Annotated in this window: 15 protein-coding genes; 8 read left to right on the plus strand and 7 right to left on the minus strand. The window is 72.7% G+C overall.

Annotation, left to right across the window (positions count from 1 at the left end; translation table 11 throughout):
* Nucleotides 1-125: 125 nt before the first annotated feature.
* Nucleotides 126-779: an NAD(P)-dependent oxidoreductase gene (locus ACH0A8_RS10185; RefSeq protein ID WP_066653653.1), complete on the minus strand. Its 654-nt coding sequence runs from the start codon at nt 777-779 to the stop codon at nt 126-128.
* A 90-nt stretch (nt 780-869) separates the two neighbouring features.
* Here ACH0A8_RS10185 and ACH0A8_RS10190 point away from each other — a divergent pair, with 90 nt between their 5' ends.
* The 3 genes from ACH0A8_RS10190 (at nt 870) to ACH0A8_RS10200 (ending at nt 3433) form a co-directional block, all read left to right on the plus strand.
* On the plus strand, nt 870-1232 hold the full coding sequence (locus tag ACH0A8_RS10190; protein WP_406907121.1) for a winged helix-turn-helix transcriptional regulator: 363 nt from the start codon (nt 870-872) through the stop codon (nt 1230-1232).
* Between the two features lie 146 nt (nt 1233-1378).
* On the plus strand, nt 1379-2407 hold the full coding sequence (locus tag ACH0A8_RS10195; RefSeq protein ID WP_406907122.1) for an NADPH:quinone reductase: 1029 nt from the start codon (nt 1379-1381) through the stop codon (nt 2405-2407).
* A gap of 153 nt (nt 2408-2560) precedes the next feature.
* Nucleotides 2561-3433, plus strand: a complete 873-nt coding sequence (locus ACH0A8_RS10200) for a patatin-like phospholipase family protein (protein WP_406907123.1) — start codon at nt 2561-2563, stop codon at nt 3431-3433.
* A gap of 177 nt (nt 3434-3610) precedes the next feature.
* On the opposite strand, the gene ACH0A8_RS10205 is transcribed toward ACH0A8_RS10200, so the two are convergent.
* A complete protein-coding gene (locus ACH0A8_RS10205) occupies nt 3611-4804 on the minus strand; it encodes an acyl-CoA dehydrogenase family protein (protein WP_066653643.1) in 1194 nt (397 codons plus the stop codon).
* A 63-nt stretch (nt 4805-4867) separates the two neighbouring features.
* On the opposite strand from ACH0A8_RS10205, the gene ACH0A8_RS10210 reads away from it, so the two are divergent.
* Entirely contained in the window at nt 4868-5488 is a 621-nt protein-coding gene (locus tag ACH0A8_RS10210; protein ID WP_066653639.1) for a QsdR family transcriptional regulator, read from the plus strand.
* A gap of 24 nt (nt 5489-5512) precedes the next feature.
* Here ACH0A8_RS10210 and ACH0A8_RS10215 read toward each other — a convergent pair whose 3' ends face one another.
* The 3 genes from ACH0A8_RS10215 to ACH0A8_RS10225 all read right to left on the minus strand — a co-directional run bounded on the left by ACH0A8_RS10215 (nt 5513) and on the right by ACH0A8_RS10225 (nt 10316).
* Nucleotides 5513-5950: a VOC family protein gene (locus tag ACH0A8_RS10215; RefSeq protein ID WP_209683155.1), complete on the minus strand. Its 438-nt coding sequence runs from the start codon at nt 5948-5950 to the stop codon at nt 5513-5515.
* Between the two features lie 77 nt (nt 5951-6027).
* Complete coding sequence (locus tag ACH0A8_RS10220; RefSeq protein ID WP_406907124.1) at nt 6028-6486, minus strand: VOC family protein; 459 nt, start codon at nt 6484-6486, stop codon at nt 6028-6030.
* A gap of 359 nt (nt 6487-6845) precedes the next feature.
* The gene (locus ACH0A8_RS10225; RefSeq protein ID WP_406907125.1) at nt 6846-10316 is read right to left on the minus strand and encodes a proline dehydrogenase family protein; all 3471 of its coding nucleotides are present in this window, start codon (nt 10314-10316) and stop codon (nt 6846-6848) included.
* An 81-nt stretch (nt 10317-10397) separates the two neighbouring features.
* On the opposite strand from ACH0A8_RS10225, the gene ACH0A8_RS10230 reads away from it, so the two are divergent.
* Together ACH0A8_RS10230 and ACH0A8_RS10235 are read left to right on the plus strand one after the other, a co-directional pair.
* Nucleotides 10398-11300 carry a LysR family transcriptional regulator gene (locus ACH0A8_RS10230; RefSeq protein WP_209683161.1) on the plus strand — a complete coding sequence of 301 codons (903 nt, stop codon included), beginning with the start codon at nt 10398-10400 and terminating at the stop codon, nt 11298-11300.
* Nucleotides 11301-11463: 163 nt separating this feature from the next.
* Nucleotides 11464-12096: an FMN-dependent NADH-azoreductase gene (locus ACH0A8_RS10235; RefSeq protein WP_406907126.1), complete on the plus strand. Its 633-nt coding sequence runs from the start codon at nt 11464-11466 to the stop codon at nt 12094-12096.
* A 42-nt stretch (nt 12097-12138) separates the two neighbouring features.
* On the opposite strand, the gene ACH0A8_RS10240 is transcribed toward ACH0A8_RS10235, so the two are convergent.
* The gene (locus ACH0A8_RS10240) at nt 12139-13182 is read right to left on the minus strand and encodes an MBL fold metallo-hydrolase (RefSeq protein ID WP_406907127.1); all 1044 of its coding nucleotides are present in this window, start codon (nt 13180-13182) and stop codon (nt 12139-12141) included.
* Nucleotides 13183-13318: 136 nt separating this feature from the next.
* Between ACH0A8_RS10240 and ACH0A8_RS10245 the strand changes: the two genes are divergently transcribed.
* Nucleotides 13319-14362, plus strand: a complete 1044-nt coding sequence (locus tag ACH0A8_RS10245) for an ATP-dependent DNA ligase (protein WP_311205261.1) — start codon at nt 13319-13321, stop codon at nt 14360-14362.
* A 101-nt stretch (nt 14363-14463) separates the two neighbouring features.
* Nucleotides 14464-14607 (plus strand): hypothetical protein, encoded by a 144-nt coding sequence (locus ACH0A8_RS10250; RefSeq protein ID WP_153257421.1) that lies wholly within the window; start codon nt 14464-14466, stop codon nt 14605-14607.
* 47 nt (nt 14608-14654) lie between these two features.
* On the opposite strand, the gene ligD is transcribed toward ACH0A8_RS10250, so the two are convergent.
* Complete coding sequence (gene ligD, locus ACH0A8_RS10255) at nt 14655-15674, minus strand: non-homologous end-joining DNA ligase (protein WP_406907128.1); 1020 nt, start codon at nt 15672-15674, stop codon at nt 14655-14657.
* Between the last annotated feature and the right edge of the window lie 80 nt (nt 15675-15754).

Consider the following 15754-nt stretch of genomic DNA (forward strand, 5'->3'; position numbering starts at 1 on the left):
GAAACACACGGCGCGACGTGCGTTCCGTTGTGCAGCAGCACGCCGCACCACGTAGCGGACGGGAGGCACGGTGCGACCCCGCACCGTGCCTCCCGCCCGTCAGCGGGTCGCGCCGGCCGCTCGCGTCAGTACGCGACGCCGAACCGCGCGCGGTGGTGCGCCGGGTGCTCGATCTCGTCGACGATCGCGATCGCGTAGTCCGCACCGGAGATGTCCGAGTTGCCCTCGGCGTCGGTGAGGAGCAGGTCGTCCGTGGTGCGGTAGGTGCCCCGACGCTCGCCGGGGTTGTACCCGCCGAAGGCCGCGGCCGGGCTCACGTAGAACCAGTCGACGTCGCCGGTGTACCCACCAGAGCGCAGGCGGTCGAGGATCTCACCGTGGCTCTTCGCCTCGCCCTTGAAGGCGTCGGGGAACTCGGCGGTCTCGTAGAGCGCCGGACCGCCCTCGGCGACGAGCAGCGAACCCGCACCACCGACGATGCCGAGCCGGGCGCCGGCAGCAGCCGCTGCGTCGACGAAGTGCTGGAACTTGTCCTTCAACTCACTGCCGTCCGCCTGGACCGCGTGCAGCGAGACCACGACGACGTCGGCGTCCTTCGTGACGTCCGCCACGAACGACGGGTCGAAGGCATCGCCCTGCGCGAGGGTGAGCCCCTCGGCGGCGTCGAGCTTGGAGGTGTCGCGAGCGACGGCGGTGACGGCGAGACCGCGGGACAGGGCCTCGCGGACGATGGCGGAGCCGGCGTACCCGGTGCCGCCGAAGACGACGATGTTGGTCATGAGAGTCCTTCCGTGACTGGTGCGACCGACGGTACTCGCGTTACTCTCTTCTGGGAAGTAGGCACCTCACAGTGCGTAACGGAGGTCGGGATGTCAGCACTCGAGTACAGCCCCTACGCGGCGGACTGCCCCTCGCGGCAGCTGCTCGACCGCATCGGCGACCGGTGGAGCGTGCTGGTGATCGGGTCGCTCGTCGGCGGACCGCAGCGCTACTCCGCCGTCGCGAACCGGGTGCAGGGGGTGTCGCAGAAGATGCTCACACAGACGCTGCGCGCGCTCGAGCGGGACGGACTGGTGACACGCACGGTCTTCCCCGAGATCCCGCCGCGGGTCGAGTACGAGCTCACCGAGCGGGGTCGCTCGCTGCGCGCGGTGCTGGCGCCGCTCGAGGACTGGGCGACGTCGCACATAGCGGACGTGCAGGACTCGCGCGACGTGTACGACGCGCGCTGAGCGCGTCGCCGTGTGGCGCCGTACCGCGCAGCACCGGGACCCGCACGGCACCGGTGCGGCGTCACGCGGCGCCGCGGACACGCGCGGCCGACCGCCGCTGACCGTCCGCAGGAAGACCCGGGAACCGGCGGTGGTTGCCTGGACACATGCGATCCATCGTCTACACGAAGCCCGGTGACAGCAGCGTCCTCGACCTGGTCGAGCGGGAGGTCCCCCAGCCCGGCCCCGGCGAGGTCCGCGTCCGCGTGGTCGTCTCCGGTGTGAACCCCACCGACTGGAAGGCCCGCGCCGGCGGTACCTACGGCGACGGCCTGCCCTTCCCCGAGATCACCCCGAACCAGGACGGTGCCGGCGTGGTCGACGCCGTCGGCGAGGGCGTCGAGACCCTGCACGAGGGCGACCGCGTGTGGCTGTACATGGCAGCCGCCAGCCGTCCCACCGGCACCGGACAGGAGTACACCGTCGTCCCGGCAGCGCGCGCGGTCGTCCTGCCCGAGGGCACGAGCTTCGACGTCGGTGCCTCGCTCGGTGTCCCGGCGATGACCGCCCACCGCGCACTCACCACCCACGAGGACGGTCCGGACCGCCTGACCCCCGGTGCGCTCGAGGGCCGCACGGTCCTGGTCGCCGGTGGCGCCGGGGCGGTGGGGCACGCCGCGATCCAGCTCGCCCGGTGGGCCGGCGCGACCGTGATCAGCACGATCAGCTCCGACGAGAAGGCTGCCCTGGCGACCGCCGCCGGCGCGCACCACACCGTGAACTACCGCGACGAGGACGCCGCCGCGCGCATCCGCGAGATCGCCCCGGACGGCGTCGACATCGTCGTGGAGGTCTCGATCCCGCAGAACGCCCAGCTCGTCGCCGACGTCCTGGCGAACCACGGCGTCGTGTCGATCTACGCGAACAACGGTGGCGACGACGCGACGCTGCCGATCCGCCCGAACATGTCGGTCAACGCGCGCTACCAGTTCCTGCTGCTGTACACGATCGGCCACCGAGCGCTGGCTGCCGCCGCCGAGGACGTCACCGCCGCGCTGCGCGCCGACGTCCTGCCCGTCGGCGAGGACGCCGGCCTCCCCCTGACGCGCTTCGCGCTCGAGGACACCGCGGCCGCGCACGACGCCGTCGAGGGCGACGCGGTCGGCAAGGTCCTGATCGACGTCGCGTCCGAGTAGGACCGGTCACCGACGCGACCGGGTGACGGACGGGAGGCGCGACCCGCGTCCGGACGCCGCGTCAGCGAGGCGACCCGGTGACGGCCGGGAGGCGCGTGGCGGATCCGCCCCGCGCCTCCCGGCCGTCCCGCGCCCACCTGGTACACAGGACCCATGACCGACGTCTCGACGCCCGCGCCCGGAACCAGAGCACTCGTCCTCGGGGGTGGCGGCGTCGCCGGCATCGCGTGGGAGGTCGGGGTCCTCTCCGCCCTGGAGGACGCCGGGGTCGACCTCGATGCAGCGGACCTGGTCGTCGGGACGAGCGCCGGCAGCGTCGTCGGGTCGTTCGTCCGCGCCGGCGCCGTGGCCCAGGCGTACGAGCAGCAGCACGCGCCGCTACCGAGCACCTACGTCGAGCCGGAGCGGATCGCCGGCGAGGACTTCCAGGACCGCCTGCTGCAGGTGCTCGCGGGCGCGACCTCGGAGCAGGACGCCCGCGCGCGGCTCGGTGCCGTGGCGCAGCAGGTCGTCACCGGGCAGTCCGACGACGAGCGCACCGCGACCTTCACCGAGACGCTGCCGTCGACCGACTGGCCGGCGAAGCGACTCGCGCTGACGACGATCGACGCCCTCGACGGGGCGTTCCGGGTGCTGACCGCGGAGTCGGGCGTGCCGCTCCCCCGCGCCGTCGCCGCGAGCTGCTCCGTGCCGTTCGTGTGGTCCCCCGTGCACATCGACGGCGTCCCGCACTACGACGGTGGCCTCCGCTCGGCCACGAACGCGGACGTCGCCGCCGGGTACGAGCGCGTGCTCGTCGTCGCGTGCGGGCCGGAGGGACCGTCGCCGCTCGGGCCGTGGCTCGACCTGGCGGTGGAGTCCCTGCGGGCCGGCGGCAGCTCGGTCGAGACGATCGTGGCGGACAGCGGGGCGCAGCACGCGTTCGGGGAGAACTCGTTGTCGCTGTCGACGCAGGCGCCCTCGGCGACCGAGGGTCGTCGGCAGGGCGAGGCGGCGGCAGAGGCGATCGCGGCGTTCTGGGCGTAGCCGTCGACGGTCGCCGGCGCGGTGCCCGTCAGGTATCGAGCGCGCGGTCCGCGACATCACACCCGTCGATCGACGGGTGCCGTGTCGCACGATGCACGCGCACCGGGTGCGGTCGCATGCTCCGACGTTGCACGCGTCGATCGACGCGTGCAACGTCGCGAGGACGGGCGGCAGCCGTCAGACGAAGGCGGCCTCGCCCGTGATCGCCCGGCCCACGATGAGGGTGTTCACCTCGCGCGTCCCCTCGTACGAGTAGATCGCCTCGGCGTCGGAGAAGAACCGCGCGACACCCTTGTCGAGGACGATGCCGTTGCCGCCCTGGACCTCGCGGCACCAGCCGACGGTCTCGCGCATCTTCGCCGTCGCGAACGCCTTCGCCATCGCGGAGTGCTCGTCGCCGCCGATCCCCTGGTCCTGCATCGCCGAGGCCTGCGTGCACAGCGCGATCGACGCGGTGATGTTCATCAGGGACCGCACGAGCAGGTCCTGCACCATCTGGTGCGCGGCGATCGGCTTGCCGAACTGCACGCGCTCGCGGGCGTAGGCGAGCGCTGCCTCGTAGGCACCGATCGCGATGCCGACGGCCTGCCAGGCGACCTCCGTACGGGTGAGCCGGAGCACCGCCGCCGTGGTGCGGAACGAGTCCGCGCGCTGGAGTCGGCGCGACTCGGGCACCCGGACGCCGTCGAGCACGATGTCGGCGTTCTGCACGGTGCGCAGCGCGATCTTGTCCTCGATCTTGGTGGCGGTGAAGCCCGGCGTGTCCGTGGTGACGAGGAAGCCCTTGACCTGCTGGTCGGCGACGTCCTTCGCCCAGATCACGACGACGTCCGCGAAGGTCGCGTTGCCGATCCACCGCTTCTCGCCGTCCAGCACCCAGGTGTCGCCCTCGCGCCGCGCCGTGGTGCGGAGCCCGCGCGCCGAGTCACTGCCCGACAGCGGCTCGGTGAGCCCGAACGCGCCGACGACCTCGCCGCGAGCCATCCGCGGCAGCCACTCCTGCTGCTGCTCGTCGCTGCCGCCGACGGCGATCGAGTTCATCGCGAGGCCGGACTGCACCCCGATGAACGTGGAGACGCCGGCGTCGATGCGACCGAGTTCGAGCGCCGCCCAACCGCGGTACACGGCCGAGTTCTCGAAGTGCCGCACGAGCGGGATGCCTGGGCCGTACATGCCGAGCTCGGCGAGCGGCGCGATGGTCTGCACCGGGAACTCCGCACGGGCCCAGTACTGGTCGGCGATCGGACGGACCTCGGCCTCGAGGTACGCACGCAGCTGCCCGAGCGACTCCCGCTCACGGGCCGTGAGCCCCTCCTGGAACCGGTAGAAGTCGGACTCGAGCAGAGGCGTGTCGGTGATCGACGTTGACATGACACCAACGATGCATCATTCTCGAAAACGTTGCAAGACCGGCATCGGCACTCAGGGGGAACGGTGAGGAACGAACCACTCGGCACGCTCGGGTCGACGCTCGTCCCGAGCGCGCTCGCGGCCAGACTGGAGGCCCACGGCGACTCCCAGCGCGCGTTCCGGTCGGCGCGACGTGCGTTCATCGACGGGGCCAGGATCGACATGGGCTCGCTCGCATCGTCGCTCGGCGTGGACCGCACGTCGCTGTTCCGGTGGGTGGGCAACCGCGACCAGTTGCTCTCGGAGATCCTGTGGTCGCTCGCCGTACCGACGTTGGACGCCGCGGGGCGGGCGGCGGCCCCGTCCGGCGCGGCGCGGATCGTCGACGTGCTCGACCACTTCACGGCAGACCTCATCCGCGCGCCGTACTTCCGCGCCTTCCTGACCCGCGAACCGAGCCGCGCCCTGCGCCTGCTCACGACGACCGACAGCGACGTGCAGCGCCGGTTCGTCGCCGTCGTGACCTCCGTCATCGCGACGGAACAGGAGGCCGGGGCGTTCGACCCGGCACCGCTGTCCGCTGAGGAGCTCGCACGGCTGCTGGTCCGCGTGTCGGAGTCGTTCACCTACGCGGACCTGATCTCCGGCGACGACCCCGATCCCGTCCGGGCGAGGACGACGTTCGCGTACATCCTCCGCCCGTGACGGCCGGGGCCCGTCGCCGTCCGGTCACTTCTGCGCGGCGAGCTCCAGGTTGATGTCGTCCGGGTCCTGCACCGAGAGGATGACCATGCCGGCGTCCCCGAGGTCGGTGACCTCTCCGTGCTCGATGCCGGCGGCGTCGAGGCGTTCGGCAGCAGCGTGCAGTTCGTCGACGGAACCCACGACGAAGCTCACGTGGTCGAGGCCGACGGTGTCCGGGTCGAAGCGCTGTCCGCTCGGCGCGACCGGACGCAGCCCGAAGAGCTGGTCGCCGACCGGGAAGATCGCGCCGCCGTAGAGCCGCTCACGGTCCTCGGTGATGCCGGGCTCGTCGGCGTGCTCGCTGAAGTCCATCGCCGGTGCCGTACCGAGCAGCTGCTCGTAGAAGGCCTTGCTGCGGTGGATGTCGGTGACGGTGACCCGCACGTGGGCGAGGCCGAGGGGCTTGACGATCTGTTCGCTCATGCACCCGAGCCAACGCCGGAGGGCTGAGCGACACCGGGCAGCGTGCGGCTACCGGCCAGCCCGGCGCACCCGGTCGGTCAGACGTCCGACGGTCGCGGCGCCGCGAGCTCGAGGTTGATGTCGTCCGGGTCCTGCAGCGACAGGACGACGAGTCCGAACGGTTCGAGGTCCGTCACCGCCCCGTGCACGATGCCCGCCGCGTCGAGCCGTTCGACGGCGCGGTGGAGGTCGTCCACGGACCGGACCCGGAGGCTGAGGTGGTCGAGGCCCACCCGGTCGGGGTCGAAGCGGTCCCCCGCGGGAGCGACCGGTCGGAGCCCGAGCGTCTGCCCGTGGAACGTGAACGAGCACCCGCCGTACGTCCGCCAGGGGTCGTCGTGGATCGTGGGGTCGTCGATCTCGTCGCTGAAGTCGCTCCCGGGGGCCGTGCCGAACAGCTGTGCGTAGAACGCCTTGCTCCGTCGGATGTCCGTCACGGTCAACCGGACGTGCGCGAACCCCTGCGGCTCGACGATGCCGCCGTCGGCCGTGCTCACCGGAAGCCCGCGGTGTCGAGGACGTGCCGAGGGAGCCCGTGGCCCGTGCAGCGATCTCGACGTCGGACGCCTCGGAAGACGTCGCGCACGTGGTCGCCGCAGCCGGTCCACGAGGTCTTGCCGCACACCGGGCACTGGACGGACTCGCACATGCGATCGACGGTACGCAGCGCGGCTGCCGGACGGTACGGCGAACGTCCCCGACGCGTCCGACGGTCCGGAAGGCGCACGGACCGCCTCGCGCATCGAACCACGAATGCGACATCGAACCAGCGCGCGGTGCTGGTTCGATGTCCCTTCCGTGGTTCGACTCCGGCCGCCCGCGCGTCGGGCGGCCCGGTCGAGCCGCCCGACGCCGGTCAGATCAGCGCGTCGGTGAGGTGGTTCGGCGTGCCGAAGCGGTGCGCCGTGATCGACACCGCCTGCTCGCGGAGGAACGGGAGCAGCTCGATCCGCCCGGCCTCGGTCACGGTCTCCCCGTACACGGCGACGTCCGGACGGCCACCGATCGCGGTCGTCAGCGCCGCGGTGTCGCCGCCGACGAGCCGCACGCGGGTGGACTCGCCACGCTCGATGCGCTTCGCGAAGGCCTCGTCGGACTGCCCCTCGGCGACGGACCGGACGTTCGGGAGGGCCCGGACGGCCGATGCGACGACCGACGGCAGCGCGGCCACCGACGAGACGTCGATCGTCGTCCCGGCGCGGACCGCTGCGGCCACGACACGCACGAGGTCTTCGACCGCGGGCTCCTCCGCCGACGCCAGGCGGACGTGGACTCCGGGGTACGGCAGGTACCGCGCGATGTTCCGCTCGGCCGAGAGCGCCGACACGTCGACCGCTGCTCCGAAGAGCGACGACCAGGCCTGCTCGTCGGACGCGGCGGCCCGCCCGAGCGACTCCGACGTGACCCCGGCTGCGCTGAGGAACGAGCGCACGGGGGCGGATGTCGCCCCACCGGCCGACGCCGGTGCCGGCGACCACGAACCGAGCCCGAGCAGGTAGTTCAGCCCGCCCGCCTTGGTGCCGGCTCCGACGGCGGACTTCTTCCACCCGCCGAAGGGCTGCCGCCGCACGATGGCACCGGTGATCCCGCGGTTCACGTAGAGGTTGCCCGCCTCGATCCGATCGAGCCACGTGCCGATCTCGGACGCGTCGAGCGAGTGCAGTCCTGAGGTCAGGCCGTAGTCGACCTCGTTCACGATGTCGATCGCCTCGTCGAGGGTCTTCGCGGTCATGATGCCGAGGATCGGGCCGAAGTACTCGGTGCGGTGGAACGCCGAACCACGCCGGACGCCGTCGCGGACACCGGGGCTCCACAGCTTGCCGGTGTCATCGAGGCGCTTCGGTGCGACCGCCCACGACTCCCCCGAGCCGAGCCTCGTCAGACCCTCGAGCAGCTTGCCGGCGGCGGGCTCGATGATCGGCCCCATCTGCGTCGTCGGGTCGGTCGGGTACCCGACGGTGAGCGAGGACACGGCGTCGAGGAGCTGCGAGCGGAAGCGGCGCGACGACGCGACGGACCCGACGAGCACCACGAGCGAGGCGGCGGAGCACTTCTGCCCGGCGTGCCCGAAGGCGGAGGCGACGACGTCCTTGACCGCGAGGTCGAGGTCGGCGGACGGGGTGACGATGATCGCGTTCTTGCCCGACGTCTCCGCGAGCAGCGGCAGGTCCGGACGGAACGACCGGAACAACTCGGCCGTCTCGTACGCGCCGGTGAGGATCACCCGGTCGACCTGGGGAGCAGCGACGAGCTGCTTGCCGAGGTCGTCCTCGGCCACCTGGACGAAGGCGAGCACGTCGGCCGGGACGCCGTGGGCGTCGAGCGCGGTCTCGATGACCGTCGCCAGCACGGCACCGCAGCGCTCGGCCGGCGGCGCGGGCTTCAGCACGACGGCCGACCCGGCAGCGAGGGCCGCCAGGGTCGAGCCGGCCGGGATCGCGACGGGGAAGTTCCACGGCGGCGTGACCAGCGTCAGCGCGGCCGGCGAGAAGGACGCGCCGTCGACGTCGTCGAGCTGCGCGGCGAGCTCGCCGTAGAAGTGCGCGAAGTCGATCGCCTCGGACACCTCGACGTCGGCCTGGTCGATCGTCTTGCCGGCCTCGGCCGCCATGACCTCGACGAGGGCGGCGCGGTTCGCCTCCAGCGCGTCGCCGACGGCGTGGAGCACCGCGCCGCGCGCAGCACCGGACCACGAGCCCCACTCGGTCCCGGCGGCGCGGACGCGACCCAGGACGGTCTCGAGCTGCTCGGCGGAGGTGAGCCGGGCCTCCTGGACGGCGCGTTCCCCGAGCGTCGACGTGGCGACGCGCGACGTGATCGCCGCACCCCACTCGCGGACCGTCGCGACCGACGGGTCGCTGTCCGGCGTGTTCTCGAAGTGACCGGGGCGGGGCCGCTCGACCGCCGCGTACCGGTCGCCGACGCGGTGCGGCGCCGGGGCGTCCAGGCCGCCGGGCTGCGAGAGCGGGGCCAGGGAGTCGCGGAACCGTGCTTCCTCGCGGGCGAAGAGCGCGGGCGACGACGCCAGCGAGAAGACCGCCGACATGAAGTTCTCCTGCGACGCGCCTTCCTCGAGCCGTCGGATCAGGTAGGCGATCGCCACGTCGAACTCGCCCGGGTGGACGACCGGCGTGTAGAGCAGCAGCGAGCCGACCGTGCGACGGACCGCCTCGGCCTGCCCCTGCGCCATGCCGAGCAGCATCTCGAACTCGATGCCGTCACGGACGCCGCGCTCCCCGGCGAGCAGCCAGGCGTGCGCGACGTCGAACAGGTTGTGCCCGGCGACGCCGACGCGCACGTTCGCGATGCGCTCGGGCGTGAGGGCCCAGTCGAGCACGCGCTTGTAGTTGGTGTCCGAGTCCTGCTTCGTGTGCCAGGTGGCGAGCGGCCACCCGTGCACCGAGGCCTCGACCTGCTCCATCGGCAGGTTCGCGCCCTTGACGAGGCGGACCTTGATGTCGGCACCGCCGCGGGCACGACGGGCGGCCGACCACTCCTGCAGGTGCTGCATCGCGGCGAGCGCGTCCGGCAGGTACGCCTGGAGCACGATGCCGGCTTCGAGGTCGGTGAACTCCGGCTCGTCGAGGAGCTTCGTGAAGACCGCGATCGTCAGGTCGAGGTCCTTGTACTCCTCCATGTCGAGGTTGATGAACTTGCGCGGCGAGCTCTGCACGGCGCGACGGAAGAGCGGGCGGAGCTTCGCGATGATGTCCTCGACGGCGTGGTCGAACGCCCACGGCGAGTGCGGGTGCACGGTCGACGAGACCTTGATCGAGACGTAGTCGACGTCGTCACGGGCGAGGAGCCGCTGCGTGCCCTCGAGCCGGCGCGAGGCCTCCTTCTCACCGAGCACCGCCTCGCCGAGCAGGTTCACGTTCAGCCGGACGCCGTCGCGCTTGACCTTCGCGATCGCCGGCCCCAGCTTGGCGTCGGTCGCGTCGACGATGAGGTGCCCGACCATCTCGCGGAGCACCCGCCGCGCGATCGGGACGACGACACCGGGCAGCACCGGGGCCATGCCACCGCCGAGCCGGACGAGCCCGCGGAGCGCGGCGGGCAGGAACCCCGGCGCAGCGGGCGCGATCTGCCGGAGCTTCCGGGCGGCCACACCGAGGTCCTCGGGCCGGACGACGCCGTCGACGAACCCGACCGCGAAGTCGAGCCCGGCCGGGTCGGCGAGGACGCCTGCGAGCTGCTTCGCCGAGCCGTCGACCGGGTAGGTCTCGGCCTCGGCCAACCACTGGCGGACGAGGGCGACGGACTGGTCCGCCAGGTCGTCGTGCGGGGTCGGTGCGGCTTCGGCGTCGCGTGCCTGGAGGTCGGTCATGGGTTCAGTGTGGAGTTCGAGAAGCGTAAGCGGAAGCAACTCCTGCTGATGCGTACCGTGCAGGACAGCTACTGTGTCTGCATGCTCGACGTCCGTCGTCTCGTCCTCCTCCGGGAGCTCTCGATCCGGGGCACCGTGGCAGCCGTCGCGGAGGCCCTGAACTTCACGCCGTCCGCGGTTTCGCAACAGCTCGCCGTGCTCGAGCGTGAGGCCGGCGTACCCCTGCTCCGCAAGGTCGGCCGTCGCCTGCAGCTCACCCCGCAGGCCGAGGTGCTCGTGCAGGCCGCCGGGCACGTGCTCGACGTGCTCGACCAGGCGCAGGCGCAGGTGGAGTCGTCGCTCCCCACGGTGCAGGGACGGGTCCGCGTGGCGGTGTTCCAGTCGGCCGCCCTCGCCCTCATGCCGAACGCGCTGCACGAGATGGCCGTGGCGCACCCGGACGTGCGCATCGAGATGGTCCAGCGCGAGCCCGAGACGGCACTGCACGAGACGTGGGCCCGCGAGTTCGACATGGTGATCGCCGAGCAGTACCCGGCACACACCGCGCCGCACCTGTCCGGGCTGCACCGGTCGGACCTGACGACGGACGAGGTGCGCCTCGCGCTGCCGCCGGTCGACACGGCCCTGGCACCGGTGTCGTCCATCGAGGACGCCGAGGCGATGCCGTGGGTGATGGAGCCCCGCGGCACGGCGTCGCGGCACTTCGCCGAGCAGGTCTGCCGCCGGTGGGGCTTCGAGCCCGACGTGCGGTACGAGACCGCCGACCTGCAGACCCAGATCCGCCTGGTCGAGTCCGGGAACGCCGTCAGCCTCATGCCCGACCTGATGTGGACGGGTCGGACCACCACGTGCCGGCTCGTCGACCTGCCCGATCGTCCGCGACGGACGATCTTCACCGTGGTCCGCGCCGCAGGGTCGTCCTCCCCGGCGGTCCGTGCGCTCCGCGACGCCCTCGAACGCGCGGCGGCGTCCGTGCACCGCTGACCCGCAGCCTCCCGTCCGCCCCGTCACGCCGTGGCCGGCCGGGAGGCTCCTCCCGCGGCCCCGCCGTGTCCCTCGCGGACACGACGGGCCCGCTCCACGTCCACGGGGACACGGGCCGTCGGCTGCCCGTCCCACCGGGGCACGCGTCGGTAGCGTGGGCCGCATGCCCACGCTGCTGCACATCGACTCCTCCGCCGACCTCCCCCACTCGCGTTCGCGCGCCCTGACCGCCGCGTTCGCGGACGCCTGGCGCGCCCGCGGCCCGGAGTACACGGTGGTGCGCCGGGACCTGCACGTCGACCAGCTCCCGCACCTCGAGACCTCGGCACTGCACTGGGCAGCGTCCGACCGCACCGCCGAGGAGTCCGTCGCGCCCGAGGCCGAGGCACTCCGCCAGGAGGTCATCGACGAGCTCCTCGCCGCGGACGCCGTCGTCGTCGGGGCGCCGCTGTACAACTACACGGTGCCGTCGACCCTCAAGGCCTGGATCGACCGGGTCCACGTGCCCGGGGTCCTCGCCGGCGACGTCCAGCCGCTCGCCGGTCGGCCGGTCGTGACGGTCGTCAGCCGCGGCGCCACCTACGACGCCGGCTCCCCGACCGAGACCTGGGACCACGGCTCGCCCGTGCTGCACCTGATCCTCGGGACGGCGCTCGGCATGAAGCTGTACCCGGTGACCGTCAGCGCCACTCTCGCGGACCGGATCCCGGACCTCGCACCGCTCGCCGAGCACGCGTCGGCCGAGTTCGCCGACGCCCGGACCACGCTCGAACGACTCGCCGCGACGGTCGTCTGAGCCGGACCGGAGGCAGCCGGACCGGCGTCAGCCGGACCGATCTCAGTCTCGCCGGATCTCGTCCGCCCGGCCGAGCAGGTCCGCGTGGAAGGCCGTCTGCGTCAGCGCGCTCGCGAGCAGGAACCCCGTCATCGAGTCGATCCCCCCGCTGAACGGCACGCGCGAGGCGACCTCGAACAGGGTCGGGGACGTCAGGGTGTCGAGCGCCGCGGCGACGTGGTGCGAACGCTCCGCTCGGTGCCGGGCGAGCGTCCGGGTACGCGTGACGACGTCGCGGAACCGGTACTCGTGCCCCGGACAGACCTCGAGGTCGCCGTACCCGTCGAGCCGTGCGAGGGAGGACAGGAGGTCGCCGAGCGGGTTCGTGGTCGTCCGCCCGCCGAGTCCGATCCCGGAGTTGATGCGCGGCAGCACGTGGTCGCCGGTGAAGAGCAGCCCGTCGCCCTCGTCGACGAGGCACAGGTGCCCGGCGGTGTGCCCCGGAGTCCACAGCGCCCGGACCTCGCGCCCGGGGATCGGCAGCACGTCGCCGTCCTCCACGAGCAGGTCCGCGAAGGGCTCGACGGCGCGACCGAGGCCGATCCGTCGTCCGCTCCCCCACGCGGCGACCACGCCGGCGACCAGCTCCGCGGGCAGCCCCCACCCGGCGATGTCGGCGTCGTTCGCGGCGGCGTCCTCGCGCTCCCGCCGCAGGGCCTCGACCTCGAGCCGGTGCATCGCGATCCGGGCCCCGCTCGCACGTCGGAGCGCGGCGGCAGCACCGAGGTGGTCGGCGTGCAGGTGCGTCACGACGACGAGTCCGACCTGGTCGACCGAGCGCCCGATCGCCGCGAGACCGGCGCGGAGCACCGCGAGCTCGTCGTCCTCCGCCCAGCCGGGGTCGATCACGGCGAGGGTCCCGTCGGTCCCCTCCACCACGTAGGAGAGGGTCGCGTCCGGCACGCCCCCGCGGAACGGCACCGCGAGGGTCCAGACGCCGGGGCGCACCTGCTCGACGGGCGGCAGGACGCCGTCGCGGAGCGCGGCGGCCTGCACGGGGCTGATCGGTTCCGGTGCCGGCGCTGCCGGCGGGGGCACGGTCGTCACGCGACCACCATAGTGACGACGCCCGCGCGCCGGGGTGGGCCGTGCCTCCCGGTCGGGACCCGTGCGCGTCGCGACGGACGGACCAAGCCGAGCCGAGCCTCCCGTCCGCCGGAGCGACCGCGAGTAGACAGGCCACATGGAGATCGCACCGATGCTCGCCAAGGCCGTCGCCACCGTGCCCGACCCCGACAGCGTCCGCGGCGGGCTGCGGTACGAGCCGAAGTGGGACGGCTTCCGGGGGATCGTGACGGTCGACGGCGACGACGTCACCATCGGCAGCCGCGGGGCGAAGCCGCTCACCCGGTACTTCCCGGAGCTCGTGGAGGCCTTCCGCGCGCAGTTCGGCGGACGCGACCACCCCGTCGTGCTCGACGGCGAGGTGGTCCTGCGGAGCGGCGAGCCGGGGAGTGAGCACCTGGACTGGGAGGCCCTCTCCCAGCGGATCCACCCGGCGGAGTCGCGCATCCGCACGCTGAGCGTCGAGACCCCCGCACAGTTCGTCGCGTTCGACCTCCTCGCCGTCGACGGGACGGAGCTGCTGGACCTGCCGTTCGACGAGCGGCGCGAGCGGCTGGAGGCACTCGCCGACGGCATGACCGACCCGCTGTTCGTCACCCGCACCACGCTCGACGTCGACCTCGCCCGCGAGTGGCTCACCACGTTCGAGGGCGCCGGCCTGGACGGCGTCGTGGCCAAGCCCCGGGCGAAGGCGTACGAGCCGAACAAGCGCACCATGCTCAAGGTGAAGCACCACCGGACCGCCGACGTCGTCGCGATCGGGTACCGCGTGCACAAGAGCGGCAGCGGCGTCGGCTCGCTGCTCGTCGGGCTGTACGACGCGGACGGTGACCTCCGCCAGGTCGGCGGCGTCTCCGCCTTCACCGACCGCCGGCGGCAGCAGTTGGTGGAGGAGCTCGAGCCCGTCGTGCTCCGCGATGCGGACGGGAGGCCCGTCACCGGTGACGGGGAACGGTCGCGGTTCTCGTCGGGTCGCGACACCTCGTTCGTCCGGCTCGCGCCGGAACGCGTGCTCGAGGTGCGGTACGACCAGATGGAGGGCGACCGGTTCCGGCACACGGTGCAGTTCGAGCGGTGGCGGCCCGACCGCGACGCCCGGTCGTGCGGGTTCGATCAGCTCGATGTCCCATCTGCGTACGACCTGCGCGACGTGTTGTCCTAGCGCTTGCACCGGCCGCCGCGCGTCAATATGCTCGCAGTAGTTAGGCTAACTAGTGACTTCCGGACGGGGATCCGGGGGCGCGGTGGAGACGGGAGCGGGACATGATCATCGACGGCATCAGCGACGCCAACCGAGGCACCTGGTCCCGCCTGACGCGACTGCACACGGCGAGCGTCACGCTGCCGATGCACACCAGCCGGGTCGCGAAGCCCGAGCACCGCGCCGAGGACGTCGCCGCGGCCTGAGCCGGCCCGGTCAGGGCCGGTCCGTCTCGCACGGTCCGTTCCGCGCTTCAGGCCTTCTTGGCCCGGGACGGCTGCACGCGCGGCGGCTCCCCCGGCATCTTCGGGAAGTCGGGCGGGAACGGCAGCTCGCCGAGCCCGGACGCCAGGTCCCGTTCCCACCCCCCGAGCAACGGAGCGATGTCCCCCGGCTCCGCGTGCATCGACTCCCACGGATCGCCGAGGGTCCGCAGCCGTTCCGGGACGGTGATCACCGTCAGGGTCGTCGGGTCCACACTGTCGACCTCGTCCCAGGTGATCGGCGTCGAGACGCTCGCGTGTGCCAGGGCTCGCGGGCTGTAGGCGCCGGCCATCGTGCGGTCGCGGTTCGCCTGGTTGAAGTCGACGAAGACGCGCTGCCCGCGTTCCTCCTTCCACCACGCCGTCGTCACACGGTCGGGCATCCGCCGCTCGAGCTCCCGCGCCGCCGCGATCACCGCGTGACGGACGTCGAGGAACTCGTGCTCGGGCCGGATCGGTGCGAACACGTGCAGGCCGCGGTTGCCGCTGGTCTTGATCCACGCCGTGAGCCCGACCTCGTCGAGCACCTTCCGGAGCTCGTGCGCGACCGGCACGGTGTCGTGGAAGTCGGTGCCCGGCTGCGGGTCGAGGTCGATGCGCAGCTGGTCGGGGTGGTCGGAGTCCTCGGCGCGGCTCGCCCACGGGTGGAACACGACGGTGTTCATCTGCGATGCCCACACCGCGACCGCCGGCTCGTCGACCACGAGCTGCGGGTGTGACCGGCCGCTCGGGTAGGTGACGACGACGTCGCGCACGTACCCGGGAGCACCCTTCGGCGGGTTCTTCGAGAAGAACGAGTCCCCGTCGATGCCCGACCCGAACCGCTGCAGCGAGATCGGCCGGTCCCCGTTGGCCCGGACGAAGGGCTCCCCGACGGCGACCAGGTACTCGGCGAGGTCGAGCTTCGTGATCCCGACCTCGGGGAAGAGCATGCGGGACGGGCTGCTGATCCGCACCTCCCGGTCGCCGTCCGGACCGGGGACCGTCAGCATCGTCGCCTCGCTCGCCATGCAGCGGACCGTACACGGCCGGCGCTCCGGACGCCCCCGGCCCCGCCCCCGCCCCGCCCCGCCCTTTCCGCCGAGCTCTC

Source organism: Curtobacterium sp. 179-B 9B NHS (genome assembly GCF_045370965.1).
Classification (GTDB): Bacteria; Actinomycetota; Actinomycetes; order Actinomycetales; family Microbacteriaceae; genus Curtobacterium.